A 24934-nucleotide genomic window follows, 5' to 3' on the forward strand; every position below is an offset into this window, starting at 1 on the left:
TGTCGGTGCATCGGGTAGCGGCGTTCGCCGCCACCAGGCGTCGCGACAGGCGAGACGGCTGGGGCGTTTCCTTCGGATCTTCCGGACGGATTGCGCTGAGTAGCACCGCATGGACGATCATTGGGTCGTGAGCACGGATCATTGGGCGGTCCTCGGGGACTCCGAGAGGGACCAGTGGCGGTACGTCCCACTCCAGACGATTGGGCCACTGGACTTTGGAATGAGTCGGGAGGACACCGTCGCGGCCATGGCGGGGCAGGGCTTCACTGCGAAGCAGCACAACATGGGGAGTTGGCACTCGACGGGCCGAACGCAGTGGCGGGTCGAGTTCTCCAAGCCGCAGCCGACCTGGAGTCGACCCGCGGTGAAGTGCTACTTCGTCGAAGGCGCGGGATTGACGTGCGTGCTGGTCGATGGACGGCTCGGTCCACAGGTCACCCACGAGGGGATCCGTCTGATCGGCCGGGTTCCGTCGGAACTTTTCGAGGACATGGAGTCCTACGCGGTTCAGCACGACGTGGGGCTCCGGTCCAGTCCGGGAGGCGACCTGTTCGTCGACGGCTTCGAAATCGAGCTGGGCGCACAGCGTGCCGGCAACGCCGTGGTGACCTGGGCGCTCTTCTGCAATCCCGGAGAGATTGCGGGCACATCCTGGGACATTACCCCCGCAGAAGTCTGGCTCCACTGGTCAGGGCTGATTCAAAGTCCTGGGGGTCATGGAAACGTGCAGGTGGCTGAGGTGTGACTATCCGGCGGAAGTCCGTCACTAAGACAACGAAGCTCCGGTTGACGGGGTGACCTTCCCAAGTCGCCTCGCCCGTCCGGAGCTTCGATGTGCCGCCAGTCTGCCACTGTCTGCCTGACCAAGTCGCCCACTGCCGCCCAGCGCGGCGTGAACGGTGTCGCCGAACGGCTGGCCGTTCTTCGCGATCCGCGAGATCGGCGGGGACGGCGCCATACGCTGGTATCGGTCCTGCTCACCGCCTGCTGCGCGGTGCTGGCCGGGGCTCGCTCCTATCTGGCCGTGGGCCAGTGGGCGCGCCACGCGCCCCTGGACGCACTCGCCCGCCTCGGCGTGCGTGCCGTCGGCCCGCTGGGCGTGCGCCGCGCACCGTCGCCCTCCACGATCCGCCGCGTCCTGACCCTCGTATGTCCCGGCGGGCTTGCCGACCTGCTCGGATGTGACCCCGCGGGCAGCCGGCACCTGGCCGTGGACGGCAAGGCCGCCCGTGGCTCGCGCACGGACACCGGCCCGGCCGCCCACCTGCTCTCCGACGTCCTGGACGGCGGACGCACCGTCAGCCAGCTGCGGGTACCGGACAAGACCACCGAGGTCACCGGCTTCACGCACTTGCTGGCGCCGTTCGACCTGGCCGATGTCGTGGTGACCGCCGACGCCCTGCATACCCATCGTGACCACGCCAGATGGCTGGTGGAGGCGAAGAAGGCGCACTACCTGCTCGTGGTCAAGCGGAACCAGCCGACGCTGCACAACGCGTTGCGCTCGCTGCCGTGGAAGGAGGTGACCGCCCGCCGCTACGACCGCGAGGCGGGGCACGGGCGACGTGAGACCCGCTCGGTGCGCACGCTCACCGTCACCGGTCTCGGGCTGGACTTCCCGTACCTGGCGCAGGCCGCGAAGATCCACCGGCACCGCACCGACCTCAAGACCGGCAAGATCACCCGTGAGACCGTCTACGCCATCACCGACCTGACGGCACGGGCGGCATCTCCCCAGGCCATCGGCCAACTCGCCCGCGCGCAATGGGGCATCGAGGCCGTGCACCACGTCAGAGACACCACATTCGGCGAGGACGCCTCGAAGATCCGCACCGGGCACGGACCGGAGAACATGGCCACGCTGCGCAGCTTCGCGATCCACACCCTGCGCGCTGCCGGGCACCGCAGCATCGCCGCCGGCCTGCGCGAGATGTCCTATACGCCCTTCACCCGTCCGCTGGACTTGATCGGACTGCCCTGACCGGCAACGCCACATGATCACCAGGACTTTGAATCAGCCCTGCTCCACTGGTAGGGCGCCTGGCACCAGGCTCAGCCTGGCTACAGTAGCGAAGCCACTCAAAAGGCTCCCGAAGTGGGTCAAGAATGTAAAGGGACAGAACTGTGATATGACGGTCGGGTACATCCTCCCTGCCAAATCGAAACCCACAGTATACCACCCTGGCGGCAAGAAGATTCTGTGGGGCGGAAAGATGGAATAGCATGGCGCTGAAGGTGTTCGGAAGTGACCCCCTGTTTCTAGCGACGACTTCTGAGCTGCAGAACTATCTCGATCCGATCTTCGCTGAAAACAAAAGGACGGGCTACATGACTGCGGATTTCGCGGTCGTCAAAGACAATGATGCTGACATCGATAGCGTGCTCGGCATCGGCCTTGACTATGACTCCGGCTACGGGGCGCTGCTCTGGTACTGCGACAACAGGTTTAGAGACCAGGTCGCTGCGGTCTCGGGTACAGAAATCGCAGAATATGTCTGGGTTTCCTGGAATCCCTCTCCTCCAGAAGTGGACCCGCAGGTACTGAGTGATCCGTGGTGCCCCAGCTTCTTCAACAGAGTCAGCGCTATTCCGCTCAGCGATGTCCGCCCTGTCATTGAGGAGTACTTTCGACAGAGCACGGGTTTCCGTCCCACGGGAGTGGAATGGATTAAGGGGCACTCCACTGGGGAGCTCTACGAGGAAAGCAATGAGCTCTAGACAGTTCCCGACTGTGCAATAGTCCGGGCTCGCTCTTGGCGAGCCCGGACCGGGCCCTAGTGGAAGCGATCCTCCCTCAAACCATCACAAGAAAAGGCCCGCTGGAGATCATTTCGCCCCGTTTCCTGCGGTAGCCTGAGTCGCAGGCGGCCCGCTGAGAATTCTCCTCAGCGGGCCGCTTCCCGGTACGAAGCCGTGCGAGATCCAGATAACCGAGCAAGGCGATAACAAAATGATCGTTTACAGCCGTGGAAAGTACGCCCGGAGCGAAGAAGAGGTCAAGGTCCTCGTCGACGACGTAATGGAGAACCTGGAGCAGCGCGTCGCAGATCCCAGCGGTTACGAAACCCTACCCGAGCGTGCATCCGTCTGTATCGTTGAAGGCAAGTACCCCGAAGAAACCGACGAAAGACAAGCGGACAACTGCCTATACGTCTCGATAAATACCCATGAGGGGTACGGGGCATTGAGGTGGTGGACCACTAAGAAGTCATCTCATTTGGTGAGTCTGCGGTAGCAGATGAGGGTGCAGGCGATGCTGGTGAAGGCGAGGAAGTGCTCGGCTTTGCGTTCGTAGCGGCGGTGGAGTCGGCGGCAGCCGGCGAGCCAGGCCATGGTGCGTTCGATGGTCCAGCGGTGCCGGCCCAGGCGGGCGGACGACTCGACGCCCTTGCGGGCGATGCGATGCCGGATGCCGCGCTGGGACAGCCATTGCCGCAGGTGGCGGTAGTCGTAGCCCTTGTCTGCGTGCAGTTTGCCGGGCCTGCGTCGGCGGGGACCTCGGCGGGACCGAATCGGGGGTATGCCTTTCACGAGCGGGATCAGGGCCTGGCTGTCGTGGAGGTTGGCGCCGGAGATTCCGACCGACAGGGGCAGACCGGTCCGCTCGGTGATCAGATGGATCTTCGACCCGTACTTGCCCCGGTCGACAGGATTCGGACCTGTCAGGTCCCCCTTTTCAGGGCCCGCATGTTCACCGAGTCGATCGCGCACCTCGACCAGTCCAGCTCACCGCGGGAGCCGAGTTCGTCGAGGACCAGGCGGTGCAGCCTGGCCCACACCCTGGCCTTCGACCACTCGGTGAACCTGCGGTGAGCCGTCGCTCCCGACGGGCCGAACGACGCCGCGGGCAGCTGCTGCCACGTGCAGCCCGACGTGGCCACGAACACGATCGCCGCCAGCACCTCACGATCACCATGTCGGCGTCGACCACCGCCCTGAGGCCGCGACGGCGCCGCCGGCACCACCCGCTGGAACAGACCCCACAACTCATCCGGCACCAGCCGCTCAACGATCCCTGCCACGGCCAACAGCCTACCGAGCCAAATGAGATGACCTCTAAGGAACCCCAAGACGAAGCCGAAGAGGATATCTTCAGGTCTGTCTGGACATCAATGAACCCGGAACCGCCTTCATCTGATCCGCTGCTGATCAAAGATCCCGGAGGGGGAGAATGCTATCCCCGCGAGACGGCTATTCCGGTGACGCAGGTCCGCGACGCCATCGAAGAATTCTGCCAGTCTCGAACAGGCAAGCGGCCGGAATGCATCGAGTGGGAGCTCCTTGATCAAACATACTGAAATTACCCCACACTCGGCCAGAAGCTTAGCAGCTCCATATTGACATTGAGGTTTTTTATGTGGTGGGAAATGGAGATCCTCCCGGATTCTGAGCGTTTACACTGGGATTGGGAACCGTTCAAGAGCGTAGGCCCCCTTCAATTCGGTCAAAGTGTCCATGAAGTGGCCGCAGCTCTACACAAGCCGGTCAGTGGATGGGGTCCCGGTGCACAGTGGGCTCCTTTCTCCGGAGTAGGTATCGACACCTACTACCATAGGGAGAAGATGACTCTGGCGGCAGTTTCCATCGACGCGTGCCACGGACCCCAGGTTTCCTATGGCGGCGTGCGCCTGGTAGGTCGGCTTCCTTCGGAACTCACCCCCTGGATCGAGGAAACCGCCGAATCTCTTGAGGATTTGCCCCTTGGTTTGAGAGGTCTGCACATTGGGTCGAACGGCGAAGCTGGACTTCCCGGTCTAGGGCTGGTGATGCGCTGTCAGCAGAATGGCGACTATGCCCGAAGCCGTCCTGTGTTCGTTGCGTCCGAATGGGCTAAGCAGAGCACTGACCATCGGGAGGGGCCTATTCCTGAAAGGGAGTGGCGCGTATATTGAGCGAATGAGCACGCGCCACGCCTCCCGCAACCTCAGGAGTTATCCATCCACATGCGGGTGGCGAAGGTGGCCCCGCTGACCGCAGAGTCTCCAGCCCGAGTCTTCTCCAGAATCAGGCCCAGCTCATACACCGACGGATCTCCGCTGGTTTCGAAGGTGAGACGGAGGTTGTGTGTCTCGACGTGGTCGAGCATCGTTTCATAGACGGCCGACGGAGGCTCTCCGATCAGCTTCGTGCCTTCAACGGTGACCTGCGGGCCCGTCCGGCCGTCGATTGTCACGGCCAGAAGGAAAAGACCAGCGCGGTAGTGGGCTGTCACACCCGATTCTTCGTACCGTTCCCATTCGAGCTCCCACTCCCACCCAAGGGGGTGCTCTATGACTGGGTTGCGTGCCGCGCACTTTTCGCCTCCCAGGGCTCTGGCGACTTCTTCGGGTCTCATTCCGAAGCGCAACGGGCCCACGCCCACCCACGGGTCGAGTTCCCACCGGACGCGATCCTCGTCGGCCCTGACCTCCCACGCTCGCCAGGTATCGTGTGGCACGTTACGGACATCCCTCCAGGGGATGACCGGCTCGGTGCTGTAGGGGTCATCGGCCAACTCGCGAGCGACAAACAACGCGTCACTGATCATGATGTCGTCCTTGCGTTCGGAGCCCAGGCTCAATCCCAACCCGGGCAGTTCTGCGCTGACATCCCGAACCGCAGCGGACCCACACCCACCAACGGGTCGAAGATCCACTGCTCACGATCCTCGCTCGCCTTGAAATCCCAGAACCCCATTCCCAGCACCTTTCGCTTCGCCACGGCAGTCAACGGCGTCGCCCAGGGGATCGTTCCGGCGGCCAAAGATCAACTATGTCGTCAAGGCATCCGGTCCGGCCAGTTCGCACCACACGGTCTTGTGGTCCGGTTCCTGGTCCACGCCCCAGCGCAGGGCGAGGGCGTCGAGGAGGGCCAGGCCCCGGCCGGATTCGTCCGTGGCGTCGGCAGACAGGCGTACGGGCAGGGCGCGTGGGTCGTTGTCGGTGACCTCGATCCGCGTGCGGCCGTCATCCGCCGACGCGACCCGCACCGTCACCGGGGTGCCCTCACCGATGTGGTCGATCACGTTGGTCACCAACTCCGTTGCGCAGAGGCGGACTTCGTAGTCGTAATGCCGCAACTGGTGGCGCAGTTCGGGCACTGCCTTGGGGGTGGCCAGCAGGCTGAGTGCGAAGGTCATCGGCCGGCCGCCTCACGGAGCACGGCCGCGATCGCCCGGGCGGTCGCGGCGTTGCAGTTCCCGAGCGCCACCAGGCCGCCGTGCGGCTCGGCGGCAGCGGCGAGGCTCGGCAGGTCCACACGGAGCGAGGGGAGCCTGATGCCGTGGAACGCGAGGGCCTCGCGCAGTTCCTCCACGCAGAGGGTCATGTCGTAGGCGGTGGGCATGTGGGGGGCGCCTTCCTGTGGTGCGTCGGATCGCGTCGCTTTCTGTGACGGATCACTCACACGGTGGCGTCAGATCCCGTACCGTGAAAAGGGTTTCGCATACACGGCAACGACAGCGGAAACGGGGTGAACCATGCCACGACGCAGGGACATCGACGGCTCCATCAGCGTCCCGACCTTCTACGGCGCGGAGTTGAGGTGGAAGCGGGAAGCGGCGGGGCTGTCCTTGGAGGGCCTGCTCAACGGCAGCTTCTACGGCAAGTCGTACCTCAGCGACATCGAGCGCGGGGAACGGCGGATGCCGGTGGATCTGGCACGGCACGTGGACAAGGCGCTGGACACGGACGGGTTCTTCGAGCGGCGTTGTGAGGACGTACGGAAGGCTCGGAAGGGCAGCCACGCCGAGTACTTCGCCGATGTGCTGGAGATGGAGAAGCACGCGCTGGAGATCGAGGAGTGGGGTCCCGAGCTGATTCCGGGACCACTCCAGCTGGAGCCGTACATCAGGGCCGTGGTTTTGGCGGCGCATCCCACGGAGTCCGAGGAGGATGTGGCCGTGAAGGTTGCCAATCGACGCGAGCGGGCCTGGCTGTTCGAGGATCGGGAGTCACCCGAGAGCTGGATCGTTCTGCATGAGTCGATCCTGCGAGATCCGATCCTCCCGCCGAACGAGATGGCTGAACAGCTTGCCCACATCGTGGAGGTGATGAGCAAGCGTCGAGCGCTTCCGCAGGTGATGCTGCGGAACGGGGGTGCATATCCCTTCATGATGGGCACCACGAGGTTCCTGACCTTTGCTGATGCCCCGCCGGTCATGTACACGGAGGGGATGTACACCGGTCAGTTGATCGACGACCCGGCTCTCGTGAACCAATATGCGAAGGCGTACGGTCGGCTCAGGGCCGCCGCGCTTGACCCGAAGGCGTCCCTGAAACTCATCGAGCAAGCAGCCGAGGACTATCGAAATGGCAAGTATCCAACGTGACTTGCGTGCAGCGTGGCGCAGGAGCAGCTACAGCAATGGCGACGGTGGCCACTGCGTAGAGGTCGCCGACAACATCCCCGGCGTCGTCCCCGTCCGTGACTCCAAGGTCGACGGAGGGCCCGTCGTTGTCCTTGGGCACGGCGCCTGGGGTCCGTTCGTCGACGCCATCAAGGCTCGCTGAAACGCCGAAGGCGGCTGCCCCCGGGGGCAGCCGCCTTCCGAAACTCACGTCGGTCGGATCAGACCGCCGAGCCCGCCTTCCACTGGGCCCAGTCCATGTTCCAGCCGTTGAGGCCGTTGTCCGGGGAGACCGTCTTGTCGCCGGTGTTGGAGACGACGACCACGTCACCGAGGATCGAGTGGTTGTAGAACCACGCTGCCGGGGTGCTCGGGTCGCCTGCGCCCTTGGTGTCGGACAGGCCCACACAGCCGTGGCTGGTGTTGACGCTGCCGAAGACGGACTTGGCGCCCCAGTAGTTGCCGTGGATGAAGGTGCCGGAGCTGGTCAGGCGGATGGCGTGCGGCACGTCCTTGATGTCGTACTCGCCCTTGCCGTCGTTGTCGGTGAAGCCCACGGTCGCGCCGTTCATGCGCGTCTCCTTGAACTTCTCCGACATCACCATCGTGCCGTTGTACGTCTTGTTCTCAGGTGAACCGGCGGAGATCGGGATGGTCTTGATCGTCTTGCCGTCCTGCGTGACCTTCATCTGCTTGGTCTTCGCGTCGACGTACGAGACCTGGTTGCGGCCGATGTGGAAGGTCACCGTCTTCTGCTGAACGCCGTAGACACCGGAGGCGCCCTCCACACCGTCGAGACTCAGTTTCAGCGTGACGGTGGAGTTCTCCTGCCAGTACTTCTCCGGGCGGAAGTCGATGCGGTTGGTGCTGAACCAGTGGCCGACGACCTCCTGGCCGCTGCTGGAGCTGACCGTGATGCCCTTCTGCACGGCGGCCTTGTTGGTGATCGCCTTGTCGAAGTTGATCGACACCGGCATGCCGACGCCGACCGTGGAGCCGTTGTCCGGCGTGAAGTTGCCTATGAAGCTGTTCGCCGGGGAGACCGTGGTGAACGACGCGTTCTCGTGGGCGACCCTGCCCGCGGAGTCCTTGGCCTCCGCCGTGACCTTGTACGTGGTCGAGCGCTCCAGCTGGGCGCTCGGCTTCCAGCTCTTCTTGTCCGCCGACAGCTGGCCGGAGACCGCGGTGCCGGCGGCGGTCGTCATGGTGACGGAGGTGAGCGTGCCCTTGGCCACCGTCACACCGGCGGAGTTGTTGATGGAGGCGCTGTCCGAGCCGTCCTTCGGCGAGATCGTGATATCGGCCTCGGAAGCCTTCTTCGCCGCGGCCTCGTCGGCCTTGGCCTGTGAAGAGTCGCTGCCGCTGCCTGAGGAGGACTTGTCATCGCCTCCGGAACAGGCCGAGAGCACCAGTACACCGCCGAGCAGTGCGGACGCGGCCATCAGCCCCCTGCGCCGCTTACTGTTCGTCATCACACGCTTCTCCATCGTCGCCGAAACCCCAACAACCCCGTAAAGCCCCCGTATAAGAAACTTCAACGCCGTCACGACTCCGCCCAGTTCCCGCCGCACGCCGGGTGTGGGGCACGCCACGTCCGGCTTCTGCGGCTTCACCGCGACGGTCGTCGTCGTGACGGGCGTCACCGCGTCGTCGCCGCGCTGTCGCCGCGTTCCTGGTCGCGGCTAGTCGCGGTCGTCCTCGCCGTCGTCCTCGCGTTCGTCGTCATCATCCTCGTCGAGGTCCCAGTCCGGCGAGTCGGGGTCGTAATCGATCTGCTCGCTCGACCAGCTCGCCTGCGCGAGCTCCACCCCCGGCACCGCGTTGACCAGGTCGAACGGGTCGACAAGATAGGCGATGGCCTCGGCGGTGTCTTCCGTCACAGCGCTTTCCGCGTGTACCCGCTCATCCACCGGCATATCGGGATCGTGTGAAATCTTCTGCAATGCGGCACCGACCACCGCGTCCTCGTCGTCGATCTCCACGACGAGGTCCACCCGAAGCCGTACAAAACGCGCGTTCTCTGGAGTGCTCATGCGGCGAGACTACGGCTGAAACCTCTCGTGACTTTCCTGTGACCCGCGATTTTCACTAACATCTCTTCACACGGCCAATTAGCCAGCGTCACAAGGGGATCGATATTCCGTGTCATCCGCTCGCCGCCCGTTGCTGACCGCCACCGCCGCAGGCACCCTGCTGTGCGCCCTCTGGTTCGTCCCGAACGCCAACGCTTCGCAGGCCACCCCGGCGAGATCGGACGTGTCGGCGACGCAGCAGGCCAGGGTGACCACGACGAGGGCCGAGACCGGGACCGTTCACACCTCACGGTCGATGTCCCGGTCCGGCACCTCCTCCGGGTCCGGCACCTCCGCCCGGTACACCGACGCCGACGCCGACAGCACCCGGCTCGCCGACACCGGAGCCGTGGACACCACGCCGTACATCTTCGGCGGCAGCCTCTGCCTCGCCGTCGGCGCCGGGTTCGTGGTGTATTCGGTACGGCGGGAGCGGCTGGGATTCTGAGGTCCCGACCGACCCCCGAAGGCTCGGCGGGAGGTCCCGGGCCTTCGGGGGTCGGTCGGTCCGGTCGGCCTACTGGAGAGGGCCAGTGACCGTTTCGGCCGCCGCGACGAGTGAGCCGTCGCGTACGAAGACGTCCGCCGCCGCCAGGTCGGGGGCGAGGAAACGGTCGGGGCCGGGTCCCGCCACACCCGCCGCGCGGGCCGCATCGATGACGGCGCGTGAGGCCGGGGCCGGGGTGAGGCCGTCGCGCAGTTCCACGGCCCGGGAGGCCGCGTAGAGCTCGATCGCGAGGACGCGGGAGAGGTTGTCGACCGCCGTGCGCAGTTTGCGCGCCGCCGACCAGCCCATCGAGACATGGTCCTCCTGCATCGCGGAGGACGGGATGGAGTCGGCGGAGGCCGGTACGGCGAGCCGCTTCAGTTCGCTGACCAGGGCCGCCTGCGTGTACTGGGCGATCATCAGCCCGGAGTCGACGCCCGGGTCGTCGGCGAGGAACGGCGGCAGGCCGTGGCTGCGGTTCTTGTCGAGGAGGCGGTCGGTGCGGCGCTCGGCGATGGACGCGAGGTCGGCGACGGCGATCGCGAGGAAGTCGAGGACGTACGCCACCGGAGCGCCGTGGAAGTTGCCGTTGGACTCGACCCGTCCGTCGGGCAGTACGACGGGATTGTCGACGGCCGCGGCCAGCTCGCGCTCGGCGACCAGGCGGGCGTGGCTGATCGTGTCGCGTCCGGCGCCGGCGACCTGCGGGGCGCAGCGCACCGAGTAGGCGTCCTGGACGCGGGGTGCGTCGTCCTGGTGGTGGCCGGTGAGTTCCGAACCCTTGAGGAACGCGAGCATGTTGGCGGCGCTGGCGGCCTGCCCGGGGTGCGGGCGGATGGCGTGCAGTTCGGGGGCGAGGACCTTGTCGGTGCCGAGCAGGGCCTCCAGGGAGAGGGATGCCGTGATGTCGGCGGCCTTGTAGAGGAGGTCCAGGTCGTCGAGGGCCATGACCAGCATCCCGAGCATGCCGTCGGTGCCGTTGAGGAGGGCGAGGCCCTCCTTCTCGCGCAGTTCGACCGGCTTTATGCCGTGCTCGGCGAGCAGTTCGGCGGCCGGGCGCACGGTGCCGTCGGGGCCTTCCGCCTCGCCCTCGCCCATCAGGGTCAGGGCGCAGTGGGACAGCGGGGCGAGGTCGCCGGAGCAGCCGAGGGAGCCGTACTCGTGCACGACGGGGGTGATCCCGGCGTTCAGCACATCGGCCATGGTCTGCGCGACCTCGGGGCGCACACCGGTGTGGCCCGAGCAGACGGTCTTCAGACGCAGGAACATCAGCGCGCGGACCACCTCACGCTCGACCCGGGGGCCGAGTCCCGCCGCGTGCGAGCGGACGATGTTGCGCTGGAGCTGGGTGCGCAACTCCTGGCTGATGTGCCGGGTCGCCAGGGCGCCGAAGCCGGTGGAGACGCCGTAGACGGGCTCGGGCTTGGCCGCCAGCGCGTCCACGATCTCGCGGGCTGCGGCCAGCGCGGCCACCGCCTCCTCCGACAGCTCGACCCGGGCACCGCCGCGCGCCACGGCGAGAACGTCGGACGCGGTGACTCCGGACGTTCCCACCACCACAGTGTGCATATTCATATTCAGGAGCGTACGGGGTGAATGCGGTCGTGTCACTAGTGGGAGGGCAGGTCACCCCTTACTCACGCCCTGCTGCCAGGGAGCCATGTCTCACGGCTGCCGTCCCCGGAAGCGGCGGCGTTCGGCGTGGGCGGGGGTCGGCGACGGGGTGTCGGCGAGGCGCACCACGGGGTCGTCGGGGCCCTCGCGGCCCGCGACCACCGGTCGGTCCGCGTGCAGTGCCTTCGCCCGGTACTGCGCCGCATCCGCGAGCCGGAAGAGGCGGCGCGCGGAGCGGACGGGGCCGATGGGGTCCTCGGTCGAGGCGACCCCGCAGGCGACGCCCTCGCCCAGCTCCAGCTCGGCAGCCCTGCGGCACAGTTCGTCGGCTGCCTTCACGACGTCGTCGGCCGGGGAGCCGACCGCCAGGAGGCAGAACTCGTCGCCTCCCAGGCGTGCGGCGAGGGCGCCCGGGAGCATGGCGCCGCACAGCGACAGCACCGAGCCGAAACGCTCCAGGAGCCGGTCACCGACGGCGTGACCGTGCGTGTCGTTCACCCGCTTGAGGCCGTTCAGATCGCAGACGACCAGGCTCACTGCGACACCGTCGCGCCGGTGCCGCTCGATCGCCTTGTCCAGCCGTACATCCACGGCACGACGGTTGGCGAGCCCGGTCAGCGCGTCCGTGAACGCCAGGCGCCGGGCCTCCTCCAGTTGCTCCGTCTGCGCAATGCCGGCGGCGACCACGGCGGCCAGCACGGTCGCGAAGTCGGCATCGGCGCGGTTGAAGACGGGGGCGCCCAGCGGGCGGGCGACATACAGCTCGCCCCAGGCACGGCCGTGCAGCACCACCGGCGCGACCACACAGCAGCCCCGGCCCCGGCGGCGCAGGGCGGCGACACGCTGATGGACATAGCCAGCCCGCCCGGCACCCCCGTCCGGCGCCGGGCCCTCGGCCGTCTCCACCCAGGCGTTGGGGCCGCCGCCTCCGGCCCAGCGCTCATGCAGAAACTCGGTGATCTCCGGGAAGCGGTGCACGGGGTACGTCTCGCTGTCCGGGAACTCCTCCTCGCCCTCGGCCCGCTGTCCCACGTTGACGAGAACCCTGAGCCGCCCCAGCTCGCGCTCCCACACCGACAGCGCCGCGAAACTCCCGTCCAGCGCCCGGCACGCCCCGGCGGCGGCGGCCCGCCACGACTCCGGAGGCGTATGCGCCCCCGCCATCCCCTGCGCCAGCGCCACGACCGCCGTGAGCCGCTCGTCCTCAGCCATCTTCCCAGGCTAGGGAGATTTCGGGTGAATCGGGATATCGAAGAAGTGAACGGGATATTTGACGAAGCGAACAGACGAACCCATCTGCACGACGGACAGGGGCGAGGGACTCGTCCTCACTCCCCTGGCCACACCGGCCTCCGCTTCTCGTTGAACGCCGCCACTCCCTCCGCCCGGTCGCCCGAGAAGGCCACGGAGCGCCATGCCGCGTCCTCGACCTCCAGACCCGCCCGCAGATCGAGGCCATGGCCCAGCCGCAGGGCCCGCTTGGCCGCCCGCAGGCCGACCGGCGAGTTCGCGGCGATCCTGGCGGCCAGCGCCAGCGCCTCCTCCCGGTCCCGGCCCTCCTCCACCAGCTCGTCCACCAGCCCCAGCTCACGCGCCTCCGCCGCCGCGACCCGGCGTGCCGTGAACACCAGTTCCGCCGCCCGCGCCGCACCCACCCGTCTCGGCAGCAGCTGGGTACCGCCCCCGCCCGGGATCACGCCCACCGACACCTCTGGCAGCCCCACCACCGCCGTACCGTCGGCCACGATCAGATCGCAGGCCAGCGCCAGCTCGAAACCACCGCCCAGGGCGAAGCCGTGCACCGCCGCCACCGTCGGCTGGGGCAGTTCCAGCACGCCCGTGTACGCACCCCGGGCGACCGGGCGCTGCCGCACCAGCTCGGCGTCCGTGAGCGCATTGCGCTCCTTCAGATCGGCGCCCACGCAGAACGCCCGCTCGTGCGACGACGTCAGCACCACCACCCGTACGTCCCGGTCGGCGCCCAGCGCCGCGCACGCGCCCGCGATGGATATCGCCATCTCCGTCGACACCGCGTTCATGGCCTTGGGCCGGTCCAGGACGAGCTCCGCGACATGGCCGTCGTCATGCCGCCGCACCCCCACGTACTCGCCGAACCGCTCCTCGCTCATGCCACCCTCCCGGTTAACGACGGTTAACGCCCGACCTCGATCATCCCAGCCGGAACCGCCCAGGGAAAGGGCGGGCCGTTTACCCGTTCGAGTGACATTCCTCCTGACTCCGTCCGGACCTGGCATCGGCGGGCATACCGTGCGTCCGCCCTGATCCGCCGTGCACCCGCCGTGTGGCAGGGCTACGGCAGGGCTGTGGAGGGCTCGGGCGAGGAGGGGGCGTATGAGGAGTGCGGTGACTCGGCCGCAGAGGGGGCGGCACAGGAGGCCCCGGGCGCGTAAGGGGCTGTACGCCGTCGGGGGGCTCGCGTTGGCCACCGGGGCGTTCGAAGTCGTGCGGCTGGTCTCCGGGGCCATCGGTGGCGGGGGCGGAGATGGGGGTGGGCTCGGCACGGCTGAGGCTCTGCCCCATCTGCCGGGCGACGGGAGCAGCGGCGGCGGTGGCAGCGGTGGCGGGCGCTCGGGAGGGGCCGCCTCGGCCGACCCCGGCGTCGGCGCCACACCCGGTGTGCGGCCTTCGGCCACGTCCTCGCTGCTGGGTGGTGCGAGCCTACTGCCCGGCGATGCCGTGACGCCGTCCGCTCCAGGCGGTGGTCCGCCTCGGGCGGCGTCGCCGTTGCCGCCCGCTTCCGGCAGTACGACCATTCCGGAGCTTCCCAACACACCCGTGCCCGGCACCACGCCCCGGGCGCCGGGCGGCACCGGCAGCGCGGCTCCTCGTCCCACCGCCACGCCGGGTACGAGCCCGTCGCCGTCGTCGGCCGCCTCACCGCCGGGCGAGGACGGGCCCGGGCTGTGTGTGCCGGTGATCGGGCTCTGCGTCGGCCCGCTGGGGGCCATTCCGCTGGGGGTCGATGACAGCTGATGACGGTCGATAGCAGCCGATGACGGCCAGGGGTGAGGCGGCGCCGTCGCCGCTCGCTCCCGGCGGCAGGACCACCCCGGAGCTTCCCAACACACCCGTGCCCGGCACGACGCCTCGGCCGCCGGGCGGCACCGGCAGCGTGCCGGGGGCCACTCCGCTGCGGGTCGATCACGGTCGATGACGGTCAGGGGTGAGCGGGCGGCCCGCCCGTCTGCGGCGGGGTCAAAGCCCTCGGGTCGTCCCTCCGGGTCAGCCCCGCGGATCGTCCCGTCGGGTCAGCAGCCACGGCTCCACCACGCCCAGCCCTCGCACCGGCCGCTGCCACATCGGCTGGAGCGCGAAACGGTACGTCGGCGGCTCCTCGCCCTCCTTCTCGGCCGCCGCCGCTGCCTCCGCGGCCTCCGCCTCCGAGGCCGGGGCCTCCTTGGTGCGGACCAGTTCCTCGGCGAAAGCGGTGTCGACCAGTACGGCGTCCCTCGGCGCTATCGATGTCAGCCGCGACGCCAGATTCACCGTCGTACCGAACACATCGCCCATCCGGGTCGTCACCGTGCCGAGGGCCATACCGACCCGCAGTTCCGGCATCGTCTCGTCGTGGGCCATCGTCTCGATCAGCCGCATCGCGATCTCGGCGGCCGTGCCCGAGTCGTCCGCGGCGTACAGCACCTCGTCGCCCAGCGTCTTGATCAGCCGTCCGCCGTGCGCCGCGACCAGGTCGGCGGCCGTGGTCTCGAAGGCCTCGACCAGTTCGCCGAGCTCTTCCTCCTCCATCCGGCGCGTCAGCCGGGTGAAGCCGACCAGATCCGCGAAGCCCACCGCCAGACGCCGGTCGACCATCTCCTCGTCGTCCGCCGCCTGCACCACCCGGCCCGCGGAAGCGGCCAGCTGGCGGCGCCAGACATAGACCAGGAACTCCTCCAGCTCGGGCAGCAGCAGCTCGACGATCGGGTACGTCACCTCGGTACGGGTCATGCCGGGCTCGGGCGGCTCGGTCAGGCCCTCCAGGAACGAATCCATCTGCCATTCCGCCAACCGGGCGGTGGTCTGGCCCGTCGAGCGGGCCACCTGCACCGCCATGGCCTCGCTCAGCAGCCCCGCCTCCACCATGCCGGCCAGCCGGCGCAGGGCCAGTACGTCCGCCTCGGTGAGCGCCTTCGCCTGCCCGATGTCCGCGAACCCCATCGCCCGCCAGAACCGGGACGCCAGTTCCATGGACACACCGGCGCTACGGGCCGCCTGGAACGGTGTGTAACGCCGCTCCGCGCCCAGGATCAGCCCTTCGAGACGCAGCGCCAGCGGATGCCCACCGGGGTCGACGGCATCCGCGTCGTCCGGGTCATCCGGCTCCAGCGGTGCCGCGAGCGCGGGAGGGTCCACCCGGCCGTCCGCGTCCGCGCCGGAGCCCGTGTCGTCGACGGTCACGCCTGCTGCCCTTCCGATCTGCCACGGTCAGGTATCGACCGGCCCCAACTCTACGGCAGCTGTGGGCTGGCTCACTCGCGCAGGAGGTTTTGGGGTGAGGGTTGGGGGGCTTAGGGCGTATTTGTGGTGAGCCGATGCTTATTCGCGGGGCGCGGCTGGTATAGGGCCGGGGGGAGCTTGAGCCCGGGTTGCTCGCCCCCGCCGCCCCTTCCCGTTCCCGTCCCTGGGGGCTCCGCCCCCAGACCCCTGCTCCTCAAACGCCGGAGGGGCTGACGGCCGGCTGGCTGACGGCGGGCTATCGCAGATGCACGATGTCCCCCGCCCCCACCGCCTCCCGCGCCCCCTCCTCCGTCACCAGCACCAGTCGCCCGTCCCCGTCGATGGCCACCGCCTCCCCGACGAGGGCCCGGTCGCCGGGAAGTTCGGCACGCACTGTGCGGCCCAGCGTGGCGCAGCCCGCCACGTAGGTTTCCTGGAGGCCGCTCGTCGTCGGGTCGCCGTCGGCCGCAAGCCACCGGGTGTACCAGTCCTCCAGCGCCCGCAGCACCGCCCGAAGCAGCGGATCCCGGTCCGTGCTGATCGCCCCGGCCAGCGCGAGCGACCCCGCCTGCGGCACCGGCAGCTCGTTCTCGCGCAGGGTGACATTGATGCCCACCCCTACGACCACCCCGTCCTCCCCGGCCCGCTCGGCGAGGATGCCGCCCGCCTTGCGCTCCTCCCCGCCCACCTTCACCAGGAGGTCGTTCGGCCACTTCAGGGCCGTGTCCACGCCCGCGGCCCGCGACAGTCCCGTCGCCACGGCCACGCCGGTCAGCAGCGGCAGCCAGCCCCAGCGGGACACGGGGACACCGGCCGGGCGCAGCGCGACGGAGAAGAACAGGCCCGAGCGCGGCGGGGCCGTCCAGCGGCGGTCCAGGCGCCCCCGCGCGGCCGTCTGCTCCTCGGCGATCAGAACCGTGCCCTCGTCGGCCGTCCCCGCCGCCACCCGCGCGACCAGGTCGGAGTTGGTGGAGCCGGTCCGCCGTACGATCTCGATCTCCCGGTAGAGACCGGGTCCGCCGCCCAGGTCGTGCCCGGGCTCCCGTACCAGTCCCCGCCGCAGCGCTGCGGCGTTCAGCGGCGGACGATCCAGGTCCGACCACGGGGACCCGGGAGCGGAACCGGGAGCGGAACCGGAGGATCCCCCGGAACCACCGGCTCCGGGACTATTGCCGGGCCAGGGGCTGTTCTTCCCGGATGCAGGACCCTCATTCCCGTTTGAAACATCTCGCGGCGTCATGCAGGCCACCCTAGGTGTGTGAGACGCCGCACTGCCGATCGGCGGAACCCACCATTACTCTACGGATGAGTAACCGACGCCACTTTTGAGCAGGCAGGGAGCCGCAGTCCCTATGTCCGAGCCGGAAGAGACCGACATCCACACGACCGCGGGCAAGCTCGCGGATCACCAGCGCCGGGTCCAGGAAGCGACGCACGCCGGTTCGGAACGCGCCGTCGAGAAACAGCACGCCAAGGGCAAGCTGACGGCCCGGGAGAGGATCGAGCTGCTGCTCGACGAGGGGTCGTTCGTCGAGCTGGACGAGTTCGCCCGGCACCGCTCCACCAACTTCGGACTGGAGCAGAACCGGCCGTACGGCGACGGCGTCGTCACCGGCTACGGCACCGTGGACGACCGTCCCGTCGCCGTGTTCTCCCAGGACTTCACCGTCTTCGGCGGCGCCCTCGGCGAGGTCTACGGCCAGAAGATCGTCAAGGTGATGGACTTCGCCCTCAAGACGGGCTGCCCGGTCATCGGCATCAACGACTCCGGCGGCGCCCGTATCCAGGAGGGCGTGGCCTCGCTCGGCGCCTACGGCGAGATCTTTCGCCGCAACACCCACGCCTCCGGTGTGATCCCGCAGATCAGCCTGGTCGTCGGGCCCTGCGCGGGCGGCGCGGTCTACTCCCCCGCGATCACCGACTTCACCGTCATGGTCGACCACACCTCGCACATGTTCATCACCGGCCCCGACGTCATCAAGACCGTCACCGGTGAGGACGTCGGCTTCGAGGAGCTCGGCGGCGCCCGCACCCACAACGCCGTCTCCGGCGTCGCCCACCACATGGCCGGTGACGAGAAGGACGCCGTCGAGTACATCAAGCAGCTGCTGTCCTACCTGCCGTCCAACAACCTCAGCGAGGCCCCCACCTTCCCCGAGGAGGCCGACCTCACCGTCACCGGCGAGGACCGGGAGCTCGACACCGTCGTCCCCGACAGCGCCAACCAGCCGTACGACATCGTCACGGTGATCGAGCACGTCCTCGACGACGCCGAGTTCTTCCAGACCCAGCCGCTCTACGCCCCGAACATCGTCACCGGCTTCGGGCGGGTCGAGGGCCACCCCGTCGGCATCGTCGCCAACCAGCCCATGCAGTACGCCGGCTGCCTCGACATCAAGGCCAGCGAGAAGGCCGCCCGCTTCGTGCGCACCTGCGACGCCTTCAACGTCCCCGTCCTCACCTTCGTCGACGTGCCCGGCTTCCTGCCCGGCGTCGACCAGGAGCACGACGGCATCATCCGGCGCGGCGCCAAGCTGATCTACGCCTACGCCGAGGCCACCGTCCCGCTGATCACCGTCATCACCCGCAAGGCCTTCGGCGGTGCCTACGACGTCATGGGCTCCAAGCACCTCGGCGCTGACCTCAACCTGGCCTGGCCGACCGCCCAGATCGCCGTCATGGGCGCCCAGGGCGCCGTCAACATCCTGCACCGCCGCACCCTCGCCGAGGCGGAGGCGAACGGCGAGGACGCCGAGGGCATGGCCGCGGTCCGGGCACGGCTGATCCAGGAGTACGAGGACCACCTCCTCAACCCCTACATCGCTGCCGAGCGCGGCTACATCGACGCGGTGATCATGCCGTCCGAGACCCGCCGCCACATCGTCCGCGGCCTGCGCCAGCTCCGCACCAAGCGGGAGTCCCTCCCCCCGAAGAAGCACGGCAACATCCCCCTCTAGCCCCCGGTCCCCCTCCCCATGGAGCACACATGACCATCAAGGTCGTACGGGGCAACCCGACCCCGGAGGAACTGGCCGCCGCCCTGGCGGTGGTCAGAGCGAGGGCGGCGATAGCGGCAGCAACCGCCACCCCTCCCCCGCCCTCCACCCCAGCCTGGTCAGACCCGGCCCGCAAGGCAGACCACCGTCTACCGAAGCCGGGTCCCACATCATGGACCCGCACTTTCTGGCCCAGCTAGCAACAGCCGACCCTCAGGGGCGCGGGGAACTGCGCGACCAGCCCCCCGCGGCCCGCAGCGACCATCCGACCGAAGCGACATTCAGGGGCGCGGGGAACTGCGCAGAAAAAGGGGCGCGGGGAACTGCGCAAGAACCGCCGCGCACAACCCCGCCCCACAACTTGAGTACCCGTACTCATGCCCCCGGCCAAGCCCAAGCGCACGCTGACACCGTGCTGTGGTCCGACCCGGAAGACGAACCCCCCAAAGAGCTGACCGAACTCCAGGCCATGCTCCGCAGACTCGGCATGCTCCTGGCCCTGGCCATGGTCCTGATCATGATCGTCATCGGCTTGCGCTGAAACGACTCCGGCGGCACCCGTACCGAGGCCACCTCGCCGGAGGCGAACCGCCCCCGGAGCGCAATGGATACGCTTCCACCATGACGAACCCCCCGCCCCGCCCGCTCGTGCTGGCCTCCGCGTCCCCCGCCCGGCTCAACCTGCTCCGGCAGGCCGGACTGGACCCCGAGGTGCTCGTCAGCGGTGTCGACGAGGACGCCGTCACCGCACCCACCCCCGCCGAACTGGCGCTCGCGCTGGCCGAGGCGAAGGCCTCCGTGGTGGCCGCGCGGCCGGAGGTCAAGGGTGCGCTGGTGATCGGCTGCGACTCGGTGCTGGAGCTGGACGGTCAGGCGCTCGGCAAGCCCGCGGACGCGGAGGAGGCCACGGCACGCTGGAAGGCGATGCGCGGGCGGGCGGGGACGCTCCAGACGGGCCACTGCGTGTGGGACACGGTGAGCGGGCGCCACGCCTCCGGGACCGCGTCCACCGTGGTCCGCTTCGGCGATCCGACGGACGAGGAGATCGCGGCGTACGTCGCCTCGGGCGAGCCGCTCCATGTAGCGGGGGCGTTCACGCTGGACGGCCTCTCAGCGCCGTTCATCGACGGGATCGACGGCGACCACGGCAATGTGATCGGGATCAGCCTGCCGCTGCTACGGCGGCTGCTGCGCGAACTGGGCGTGGGAATCACGGAGCTGTGGGCGCCGGCGGCGGAGTGACCGGAGCGGGGCCGTCGACCGGTCCCGTCGGACCGTCCACCGGAGCAGGACCGTCCACGGGAGCCGGACCGTCCACGGGAGCCGGACCGTCCAACGGCATCGGACTGTCCACCGGAGCCGGACCATCCACCGGAGCCGGACCGTCCGCCGGGACCGGACCATCCACCGGAGCAGGACCTTCTACCGGAGCCGGACCATCCACCGGAGAGCCACCCTCATCCGCGGGCGTGCCGCCCCCAGGGGTGCCCTCCGCAGCCGGTGCAGCCGGTGCAGCCGCCGCGGCCGGCCGCTCCTGGGCGTCGTAGGTCATCAGGAGCAGCACGATCAGCGCCATGACGACCACCATGTAGGTGAACGCCGCCCAGCCCTTCAGCCCGACCGCGAACGCGCCCAGCAGCCCGTGCACCACCGCCACGCTGATCAGCAGGACGCGGCCCAGCCCGGCCGGGGCCCGGTCGCGGACCGCGACGAGCACGGCGACCACCGCGCAGAGCAGGAAGTACACGCCGAAGACGATCCCGCCGATCTTCGAGGAGAGCGACATCGCGTCGGGGTCCACCCCGGCGAGCGACATGTTCTGGCGGTCGGCGACTATGCCGAGGAACCAGTTGAGGGCCGCGATGAAGAACCCCTCGACAAGGAGCACGACCGCCACGAGCCATGCCACCGGTCTGCGCACCACCGGCCTTCACCCACCCTCAAGCCAGAGCTTTGTTCGACGAAGTACCGTCGAGTCGTCAAGTCATCGGGCACGCTACTAACGGGTAAACCACCGGACAAGGGTCCTGCCGAAGGCAAACGAACGTTGGGCCATTCGTAGGGACTCGACAAAGAAACGGAGTGGGGCGCAGCACGCTCGCACAGAGACCTTGACCACAGGAGCGGGCTAGGGTTTCCCGGAGCAGCGCTGCGTACCGCGGTGCGACAAGGGATTTTGCGGGTCGAGCGCGCCTCGAATCACGCTCCGTGTGGGCAAGCTCACCATTGGGGACGGGTCGATGTGCCGTGTCGGCAGTCCCTAAACTCGGCTTGTTTCAAGGAGGGAGCCTCAATCGTGCGCAAGGTGCTCATCGCCAACCGTGGCGAAATCGCTGTCCGCGTTGCCCGGGCCTGCCGGGACGCCGGGATCGCGAGCGTGGCCGTCTACGCCGACCCGGACCGGGACGCTCTGCACGTCCGCGCCGCGGATGAGGCGTTCGCCCTGGGCGGTGACACCCCGGCGACCAGCTATCTGGACATCCAGAAAGTGCTCAACGCAGCGCGCGAGTCCGGCTCGGACGCCGTCCACCCCGGCTACGGCTTCCTTTCCGAGAACGCCGATTTCGCGCAGGCGGTCCTCGACGCGGGCCTGATCTGGATCGGCCCGTCCCCGCAGGCCATCCGCGAGCTCGGCGACAAGGTCTCCGCCCGGCACGTCGCGCAGCGCGCGGGCGCTCCCCTGGTCGCCGGTACGCCGGAGCCGGTGTCCGGGGCCGACGAGGTGATCGCCTTCGCCCAGGAGCACGGACTGCCGATCGCCATCAAGGCCGCGTTCGGCGGCGGCGGGCGCGGTCTGAAGGTCGCCCGCACCCTCGACGAGGTCCCGGAGCTGTTCGAGTCGGCGGTCCGTGAGGCCGTGGCCGCCTTCGGGCGCGGCGAGTGCTTCGTGGAGCGCTACCTCGACAAGCCGCGGCACGTGGAGACCCAGTGCCTCGCCGACACCCACGGCAACGTGGTCGTCGTCTCCACCCGCGACTGCTCGCTCCAGCGGCGCCACCAGAAACTGGTGGAGGAGGCCCCGGCGCCGTTCCTCTCCGAGGCCCAGAACGCCGAGCTGTACCGGGCGTCGAAGGCCATCCTCAAGGAGGCCGGCTACGTCGGCGCGGGCACCGTCGAGTTCCTGGTCGGCAACGACGGCACGATCTCCTTCCTGGAGGTCAACACCCGGCTCCAGGTCGAGCACCCGGTCACCGAGGAGATCGCCGGCATCGACCTGGTGCGCGAGATGCTCCGTATCGCCGACGGTGAGGCCCTCGGCTACGACGACCCGCCGCTGCGGGGCCACGCGATCGAGTTCCGTATCAACGGCGAGGACCCGGGCCGCAGCTTCCTCCCGGCACCCGGCACGGTGACGCGGTTCGTCCCGCCGTCCGGCCCCGGTGTCCGGCTGGACGCGGGCGTGGAGTCCGGCTCGGTCATCGGCCCCGCCTGGGACTCGCTGCTGGCCAAGCTGATCATCACCGGCCGCAACCGTACCGAGGCGCTCCAGCGGGCCTCCCGGGCCCTGGCGGAGTTCCAGGTGGAGGGCATGGCCACGGCCCTCACGTTCCACCGCGTGGTGGTGCAGGACCCGGCGTTCGCTCCGGAGCTGACCGGCTCCGCCGAGCCGTTCACGGTCCACACCCGCTGGATCGAGACCGAGTTCGTCAACGAGATCAAGCCCTTCGCCGCCCCGGCCGAGACCGAGGCGGACGAGGAGTCCGGGCGTGAGACGGTCGTCGTCGAGGTCGGCGGCAAGCGCCTGGAGGTCTCCCTGCCGGCCTCCCTGGGCATGACCCTGGCCCGCACCGGTCTCGCCGCGGGCGCCAAGCCCAAGCGCCGGGCCGCCAAGAAGTCCGGCCCCGTGGCCTCCGGCGACACCCTGGCCTCCCCGATGCAGGGCACCATCGTCAAGGTCGCCGTCGAGGAGGGCCAGGAGGTCAAGGAGGGCGACCTGGTCGTCGTCCTGGAGGCCATGAAGATGGAGCAGCCCCTCAACGCCCACAAGGCCGGCGTCATCAAGGGCCTGTCGGCCGCGGTCGGCGGCTCCATCACCTCGGGTGCGGCGATCTGCGAGATCAAGGACTGACGCCCCGGCAGTCGAACACGTAGGGGCACGAACGAACTCGCCGAGCGCCCGGCGGACCGGAAGGAAACGGTCCGCCGGGCGCTCGCCGCTTCCCGCCGCTCTGCTCTTCGCCCTGCGCTTCACCGCGCGCGCCCCGGGTGATGGCATCCTGGAACACGGCGCGGCGGGCGCGTGAGTGAGGGCAGGTGGGAACGATGGCGGCGGGCGTGACCTCACGCGAGGAGGCACCGAAGGCGGCACCGAAAGCGGCACCGGCTGAGGCACCGGAGGTTCGGCGACAAGCCCCCGGGGATGCGGCCGCCTCCTGCGGGCCCGGGCGCGCCATGCGGGCCGACGCGCGCCGCAATCACGAGCGGCTGCTGGCCGAGGCCCGCGCCGCCTTCGCCGCGCACGGCACGGACGCCTCGCTGGAGGACGTGGCCCGGCGCGCGGGCGTCGGGATCGGCACCCTGTACCGGCACTTCCCCAACCGCCAGGCCCTGATGAGCGCGGTGTTCGAGGACGCGGTGAGCGATCTGCTGGCCCGCTCGGGGGAGTTGCTGCGCGCGGACGAGCCGTGCGCGGCGCTGGTGACCTGGCTGCGCGCGGTGGTGGCCCACGCGGGTGAGTACCGCGGGCTGGCGCGGGCGCTCATGGCGGTGTCGTACGACCGCGGTGACTCCGGTTCGGACCTCGCCAGGTGCAGCGGGCCGATCCGGGAGGCGGGCGGCGCACTGCTGGCCCGCGCCCAGGAGTCCGGCGCGATCCGCCCCGGCGTCGCGATCGGCGACCTGCTCCAGCTCACCCACGCGATCGCACTGGCCGCCGAGGAGACCCCGGACGACCCCGAACTCGCCGACCGGCTCCTGCGGCTGACACTGCGTGGGCTGAAGCCGTAACAGGAGGGTGCTTGCTGGTGCTACGACGCCGTGGTGGTCACGGCGACCGGCCACGGCCCCCCGGTCTCAACGGATACGAACGTGCCGTACGCCTCAGCGGCGCCGCAGGTCCGCCACGCGGGCGCGTTCCGGGGCCTGTGACTGGTCGCGGTCGCCGAGGACCGCGGCCGGACGCAGGCCACCTGCCGCGGCACTGCGGCGCGGGCCCGGGAGCGGAAGGTCCCGGCGCTGCTGGCGCGCCGGGACATGGTCACCCCCCGGGTTCCCGGCCGCCCCGGCCACGACGATCTGCACCCCCTGGTCGGCGAGGGCCTGGAGTTCGGTGGCGGCTCGGTCGTCGTGGGCGGGCGGGTCGTCCGTGACGAGGCGGGTGATGAGGTCGGTCGGCACGGTCTGGAACATGGTGTCCGTGCCCAGCTTGGTGTGGTCGGCGAGGACGACGACCTCCGCGGCCGCATGGACCAGGGCGCGGTCGACGGACGCCGACAGCATGTTGGACGTGGAGAGCCCGCGCTCGGCGGTCAGCCCGCTCCCGGACAGGAAGGCCTTGGAGACCCTGAGCCCCTGGAGGGACTGCTCGGCGCCCGAGCCGACCAGCGCGTAGTTGGAGCCGCGCAGGGTGCCGCCGGTCATGACGACCTCGACACGGTTGGCGTGGGCCAGCGCCTGGGCCACCAGCAGGGAGTTGGTGACGACGGTCAGACCGGGCACCCGGGCCAGCCGGCGGGCCAGCTCCTGGGTGGTCGTCCCGGCGCCGACGACGATGGCCTCGCCCTCTTCGACGAGGCCCGCGGCGAGGTCCGCGATGGCGGTCTTCTCGGCGGTCGCGAGATGGGACTTCTGAGGAAAGCCCGACTCCCGAGTGAAACCGCCCGGGAGTACCGCACCGCCGTGCCGGCGGTCGAGGAGTCCTTCTGCCTCCAATGCCCGCACGTCCCGTCGTACGGTCACTTCTGAGGTCTGGACGACACGGGCGAGCTCACGGAGCGACACGGCTCCGTTCGCTCGCACCATTTCGAGGATCAATTGGCGACGT

General features: G+C 69.1%; 27 protein-coding genes and 1 pseudogene. 14 read left to right on the plus strand and 14 right to left on the minus strand.

The features are described from left to right. The first annotated feature begins 220 nt into the window (after window positions 1–220). The 4 genes from ACSYGN_RS15005 (at window position 221) to ACSYGN_RS15020 (ending at window position 3235) form a co-directional block, all read left to right on the plus strand. Window positions 221–745, plus strand: a complete 525-nt coding sequence (locus ACSYGN_RS15005; RefSeq protein ID WP_460395795.1) for a hypothetical protein — start codon at window positions 221–223, stop codon at window positions 743–745. 87 nt (window positions 746–832) lie between these two features. Further along, a complete protein-coding gene (locus ACSYGN_RS15010; RefSeq protein WP_460395797.1) occupies window positions 833–1981 on the plus strand; it encodes an ISAs1 family transposase in 1149 nt (382 codons plus the stop codon). 242 nt (window positions 1982–2223) lie between these two features. Then, window positions 2224–2718, plus strand: a complete 495-nt coding sequence (locus ACSYGN_RS15015; protein ID WP_460395799.1) for an Imm1 family immunity protein — start codon at window positions 2224–2226, stop codon at window positions 2716–2718. A gap of 232 nt (window positions 2719–2950) precedes the next feature. Next, window positions 2951–3235, plus strand: a complete 285-nt coding sequence (locus tag ACSYGN_RS15020) for a hypothetical protein (RefSeq protein WP_460395801.1) — start codon at window positions 2951–2953, stop codon at window positions 3233–3235. On the opposite strand, the gene ACSYGN_RS15025 is transcribed toward ACSYGN_RS15020, so the two are convergent. Continuing rightward, window positions 3214–4013 (minus strand): IS5 family transposase gene (locus ACSYGN_RS15025; protein ID WP_460403468.1). Its coding sequence is split into 2 segments (ribosomal slippage): window positions 3214–3665 and window positions 3665–4013, totalling 801 coding nucleotides; the frame shifts between segments, so codons are not numbered across the junction. The genes ACSYGN_RS15020 and ACSYGN_RS15025 overlap by 22 nt on opposite strands. A 36-nt stretch (window positions 4014–4049) precedes the next feature. On the opposite strand from ACSYGN_RS15025, the gene ACSYGN_RS15030 reads away from it, so the two are divergent. Then, window positions 4050–4298, plus strand: coding sequence for an Imm1 family immunity protein (locus tag ACSYGN_RS15030; RefSeq protein WP_460395803.1), 249 nt, complete (start codon window positions 4050–4052; stop codon window positions 4296–4298). 626 nt (window positions 4299–4924) lie between these two features. Here ACSYGN_RS15030 and ACSYGN_RS15035 read toward each other — a convergent pair. The 4 genes from ACSYGN_RS15035 to ACSYGN_RS15050 are packed head-to-tail and all read right to left on the minus strand — an operon-like array spanning window position 4925 to window position 6324. Continuing rightward, a complete protein-coding gene (locus ACSYGN_RS15035) occupies window positions 4925–5527 on the minus strand; it encodes a hypothetical protein (RefSeq protein ID WP_460395805.1) in 603 nt (200 codons plus the stop codon). 29 nt (window positions 5528–5556) lie between these two features. After that, window positions 5557–5742 carry a hypothetical protein gene (locus ACSYGN_RS15040; RefSeq protein WP_460395807.1) on the minus strand — a complete coding sequence of 62 codons (186 nt, stop codon included), beginning with the start codon at window positions 5740–5742 and terminating at the stop codon, window positions 5557–5559. A 7-nt stretch (window positions 5743–5749) separates the two neighbouring features. Next, window positions 5750–6118, minus strand: coding sequence for an ATP-binding protein (locus ACSYGN_RS15045; RefSeq protein WP_460395809.1), 369 nt, complete (start codon window positions 6116–6118; stop codon window positions 5750–5752). Then, a complete protein-coding gene (locus ACSYGN_RS15050) occupies window positions 6115–6324 on the minus strand; it encodes a hypothetical protein (RefSeq protein WP_460395811.1) in 210 nt (69 codons plus the stop codon). Before ACSYGN_RS15050 ends, ACSYGN_RS15045 begins: the two co-directional genes overlap by 4 nt. A 133-nt stretch (window positions 6325–6457) precedes the next feature. Between ACSYGN_RS15050 and ACSYGN_RS15055 the strand changes: the two genes are divergently transcribed. Further along, window positions 6458–7309, plus strand: coding sequence for a helix-turn-helix domain-containing protein (locus ACSYGN_RS15055; RefSeq protein ID WP_460395813.1), 852 nt, complete (start codon window positions 6458–6460; stop codon window positions 7307–7309). Next, the gene (locus ACSYGN_RS15060; protein ID WP_460395815.1) at window positions 7290–7490 is read left to right on the plus strand and encodes a DUF397 domain-containing protein; all 201 of its coding nucleotides are present in this window, start codon (window positions 7290–7292) and stop codon (window positions 7488–7490) included. Before ACSYGN_RS15055 ends, ACSYGN_RS15060 begins: the two co-directional genes overlap by 20 nt. Before the next feature lie 58 nt (window positions 7491–7548). Here ACSYGN_RS15060 and ACSYGN_RS15065 read toward each other — a convergent pair whose 3' ends face one another. Both ACSYGN_RS15065 and ACSYGN_RS15070 read right to left on the minus strand, forming a co-directional pair. After that, window positions 7549–8814, minus strand: a complete 1266-nt coding sequence (locus ACSYGN_RS15065) for a L,D-transpeptidase (protein ID WP_460395817.1) — start codon at window positions 8812–8814, stop codon at window positions 7549–7551. A 195-nt stretch (window positions 8815–9009) separates the two neighbouring features. Then, entirely contained in the window at window positions 9010–9360 is a 351-nt protein-coding gene (locus ACSYGN_RS15070) for a hypothetical protein (RefSeq protein ID WP_460395819.1), read from the minus strand. A 109-nt stretch (window positions 9361–9469) separates the two neighbouring features. Here ACSYGN_RS15070 and ACSYGN_RS15075 point away from each other — a divergent pair, with 109 nt between their 5' ends. Then, window positions 9470–9847, plus strand: a complete 378-nt coding sequence (locus tag ACSYGN_RS15075; protein WP_460395821.1) for a hypothetical protein — start codon at window positions 9470–9472, stop codon at window positions 9845–9847. Window positions 9848–9916: 69 nt separating this feature from the next. Here the strand turns inward: ACSYGN_RS15075 and hutH are convergent, their stop codons facing one another. The 5 genes from hutH to ACSYGN_RS15100 form a co-directional block, all read right to left on the minus strand. Then, the gene (gene hutH, locus ACSYGN_RS15080) at window positions 9917–11455 is read right to left on the minus strand and encodes a histidine ammonia-lyase (RefSeq protein WP_460403470.1); all 1539 of its coding nucleotides are present in this window, start codon (window positions 11453–11455) and stop codon (window positions 9917–9919) included. Between the two features lie 96 nt (window positions 11456–11551). Beyond that, a complete protein-coding gene (locus ACSYGN_RS15085) occupies window positions 11552–12712 on the minus strand; it encodes a GGDEF domain-containing protein (protein ID WP_460395823.1) in 1161 nt (386 codons plus the stop codon). Window positions 12713–12828: 116 nt separating this feature from the next. Continuing rightward, window positions 12829–13629 carry an enoyl-CoA hydratase/isomerase family protein gene (locus ACSYGN_RS15090; protein ID WP_460395825.1) on the minus strand — a complete coding sequence of 267 codons (801 nt, stop codon included), beginning with the start codon at window positions 13627–13629 and terminating at the stop codon, window positions 12829–12831. Between the two features lie 1114 nt (window positions 13630–14743). Then, the gene (locus ACSYGN_RS15095; RefSeq protein WP_460395827.1) at window positions 14744–15916 is read right to left on the minus strand and encodes an adenylate/guanylate cyclase domain-containing protein; all 1173 of its coding nucleotides are present in this window, start codon (window positions 15914–15916) and stop codon (window positions 14744–14746) included. Between the two features lie 295 nt (window positions 15917–16211). Then, complete coding sequence (locus ACSYGN_RS15100) at window positions 16212–17195, minus strand: biotin--[acetyl-CoA-carboxylase] ligase (protein WP_460395829.1); 984 nt, start codon at window positions 17193–17195, stop codon at window positions 16212–16214. Between the two features lie 112 nt (window positions 17196–17307). On the opposite strand from ACSYGN_RS15100, the gene ACSYGN_RS15105 reads away from it, so the two are divergent. The 4 genes from ACSYGN_RS15105 to ACSYGN_RS15120 all read left to right on the plus strand — a co-directional run bounded on the left by ACSYGN_RS15105 (window position 17308) and on the right by ACSYGN_RS15120 (window position 20193). After that, complete coding sequence (locus tag ACSYGN_RS15105) at window positions 17308–18912, plus strand: acyl-CoA carboxylase subunit beta (RefSeq protein WP_460395831.1); 1605 nt, start codon at window positions 17308–17310, stop codon at window positions 18910–18912. 29 nt (window positions 18913–18941) lie between these two features. Beyond that, on the plus strand, window positions 18942–19151 hold the full coding sequence (locus ACSYGN_RS15110; protein ID WP_460395832.1) for an acyl-CoA carboxylase epsilon subunit: 210 nt from the start codon (window positions 18942–18944) through the stop codon (window positions 19149–19151). A 212-nt stretch (window positions 19152–19363) separates the two neighbouring features. Further along, window positions 19364–19492 (plus strand): morphogenic membrane protein MmpB, encoded by a 129-nt coding sequence (gene mmpB, locus ACSYGN_RS15115; RefSeq protein ID WP_460395834.1) that lies wholly within the window; start codon window positions 19364–19366, stop codon window positions 19490–19492. Window positions 19493–19572: 80 nt separating this feature from the next. Then, window positions 19573–20193, plus strand: a complete 621-nt coding sequence (locus ACSYGN_RS15120) for a nucleoside triphosphate pyrophosphatase (RefSeq protein WP_460395836.1) — start codon at window positions 19573–19575, stop codon at window positions 20191–20193. A 166-nt stretch (window positions 20194–20359) separates the two neighbouring features. On the opposite strand, the pseudogene ACSYGN_RS15125 reads toward ACSYGN_RS15120, so the two are convergent. Next, a pseudogene (locus ACSYGN_RS15125) lies at window positions 20360–20875 on the minus strand (hypothetical protein); the annotation flags it as partial. Between the two features lie 372 nt (window positions 20876–21247). Between ACSYGN_RS15125 and ACSYGN_RS15130 the strand changes: the two are divergent. Together ACSYGN_RS15130 and ACSYGN_RS15135 are read left to right on the plus strand one after the other, a co-directional pair. Next, window positions 21248–23020, plus strand: a complete 1773-nt coding sequence (locus tag ACSYGN_RS15130) for an acetyl/propionyl/methylcrotonyl-CoA carboxylase subunit alpha (RefSeq protein ID WP_460395838.1) — start codon at window positions 21248–21250, stop codon at window positions 23018–23020. Window positions 23021–23343: 323 nt separating this feature from the next. Continuing rightward, window positions 23344–23898 carry a TetR/AcrR family transcriptional regulator gene (locus tag ACSYGN_RS15135; RefSeq protein WP_460395840.1) on the plus strand — a complete coding sequence of 185 codons (555 nt, stop codon included), beginning with the start codon at window positions 23344–23346 and terminating at the stop codon, window positions 23896–23898. 93 nt (window positions 23899–23991) lie between these two features. Here the strand turns inward: ACSYGN_RS15135 and ACSYGN_RS15140 are convergent, their stop codons facing one another. Further along, window positions 23992–24924: a DeoR/GlpR family DNA-binding transcription regulator gene (locus ACSYGN_RS15140; protein ID WP_460403472.1), complete on the minus strand. Its 933-nt coding sequence runs from the start codon at window positions 24922–24924 to the stop codon at window positions 23992–23994. Between the last annotated feature and the right edge of the window lie 10 nt (window positions 24925–24934).

It is taken from the genome of Streptomyces sp. YIM S03343, from assembly GCF_054729195.1.

Excerpts from the sequence above, each read along its gene's own strand:
- ACSYGN_RS15005 (WP_460395795.1), top strand. The coding sequence starts at position 221 with ATGAGTCGGGAGGACACCGTCGCGGCCATGGCGGGGCAGGGCTTCACT.
- ACSYGN_RS15010 (WP_460395797.1), top strand. The coding sequence starts at position 833 with ATGTGCCGCCAGTCTGCCACTGTCTGCCTGACCAAGTCGCCCACTGCC.
- ACSYGN_RS15015 (WP_460395799.1), top strand. The coding sequence starts at position 2,224 with ATGGCGCTGAAGGTGTTCGGAAGTGACCCCCTGTTTCTAGCGACGACT.
- ACSYGN_RS15020 (WP_460395801.1), top strand. The coding sequence starts at position 2,951 with ATGATCGTTTACAGCCGTGGAAAGTACGCCCGGAGCGAAGAAGAGGTC.
- ACSYGN_RS15030 (WP_460395803.1), top strand. The coding sequence starts at position 4,050 with ATGACCTCTAAGGAACCCCAAGACGAAGCCGAAGAGGATATCTTCAGG.
- ACSYGN_RS15035 (WP_460395805.1), bottom strand. The coding sequence starts at position 5,527 with ATGATCAGTGACGCGTTGTTTGTCGCTCGCGAGTTGGCCGATGACCCC.
- ACSYGN_RS15045 (WP_460395809.1), bottom strand. The coding sequence starts at position 6,118 with ATGACCTTCGCACTCAGCCTGCTGGCCACCCCCAAGGCAGTGCCCGAA.
- ACSYGN_RS15050 (WP_460395811.1), bottom strand. The coding sequence starts at position 6,324 with ATGCCCACCGCCTACGACATGACCCTCTGCGTGGAGGAACTGCGCGAG.
- ACSYGN_RS15055 (WP_460395813.1), top strand. The coding sequence starts at position 6,458 with ATGCCACGACGCAGGGACATCGACGGCTCCATCAGCGTCCCGACCTTC.
- ACSYGN_RS15060 (WP_460395815.1), top strand. The coding sequence starts at position 7,290 with ATGGCAAGTATCCAACGTGACTTGCGTGCAGCGTGGCGCAGGAGCAGC.
- ACSYGN_RS15065 (WP_460395817.1), bottom strand. The coding sequence starts at position 8,814 with ATGGAGAAGCGTGTGATGACGAACAGTAAGCGGCGCAGGGGGCTGATG.
- ACSYGN_RS15070 (WP_460395819.1), bottom strand. The coding sequence starts at position 9,360 with ATGAGCACTCCAGAGAACGCGCGTTTTGTACGGCTTCGGGTGGACCTC.
- hutH (WP_460403470.1), bottom strand. The coding sequence starts at position 11,455 with ATGCACACTGTGGTGGTGGGAACGTCCGGAGTCACCGCGTCCGACGTT.
- ACSYGN_RS15085 (WP_460395823.1), bottom strand. The coding sequence starts at position 12,712 with ATGGCTGAGGACGAGCGGCTCACGGCGGTCGTGGCGCTGGCGCAGGGG.
- ACSYGN_RS15090 (WP_460395825.1), bottom strand. The coding sequence starts at position 13,629 with ATGAGCGAGGAGCGGTTCGGCGAGTACGTGGGGGTGCGGCGGCATGAC.
- ACSYGN_RS15100 (WP_460395829.1), bottom strand. The coding sequence starts at position 17,195 with ATGACGCCGCGAGATGTTTCAAACGGGAATGAGGGTCCTGCATCCGGG.
- ACSYGN_RS15105 (WP_460395831.1), top strand. The coding sequence starts at position 17,308 with ATGTCCGAGCCGGAAGAGACCGACATCCACACGACCGCGGGCAAGCTC.
- ACSYGN_RS15110 (WP_460395832.1), top strand. The coding sequence starts at position 18,942 with ATGACCATCAAGGTCGTACGGGGCAACCCGACCCCGGAGGAACTGGCC.
- ACSYGN_RS15120 (WP_460395836.1), top strand. The coding sequence starts at position 19,573 with ATGACGAACCCCCCGCCCCGCCCGCTCGTGCTGGCCTCCGCGTCCCCC.
- ACSYGN_RS15135 (WP_460395840.1), top strand. The coding sequence starts at position 23,344 with ATGCGGGCCGACGCGCGCCGCAATCACGAGCGGCTGCTGGCCGAGGCC.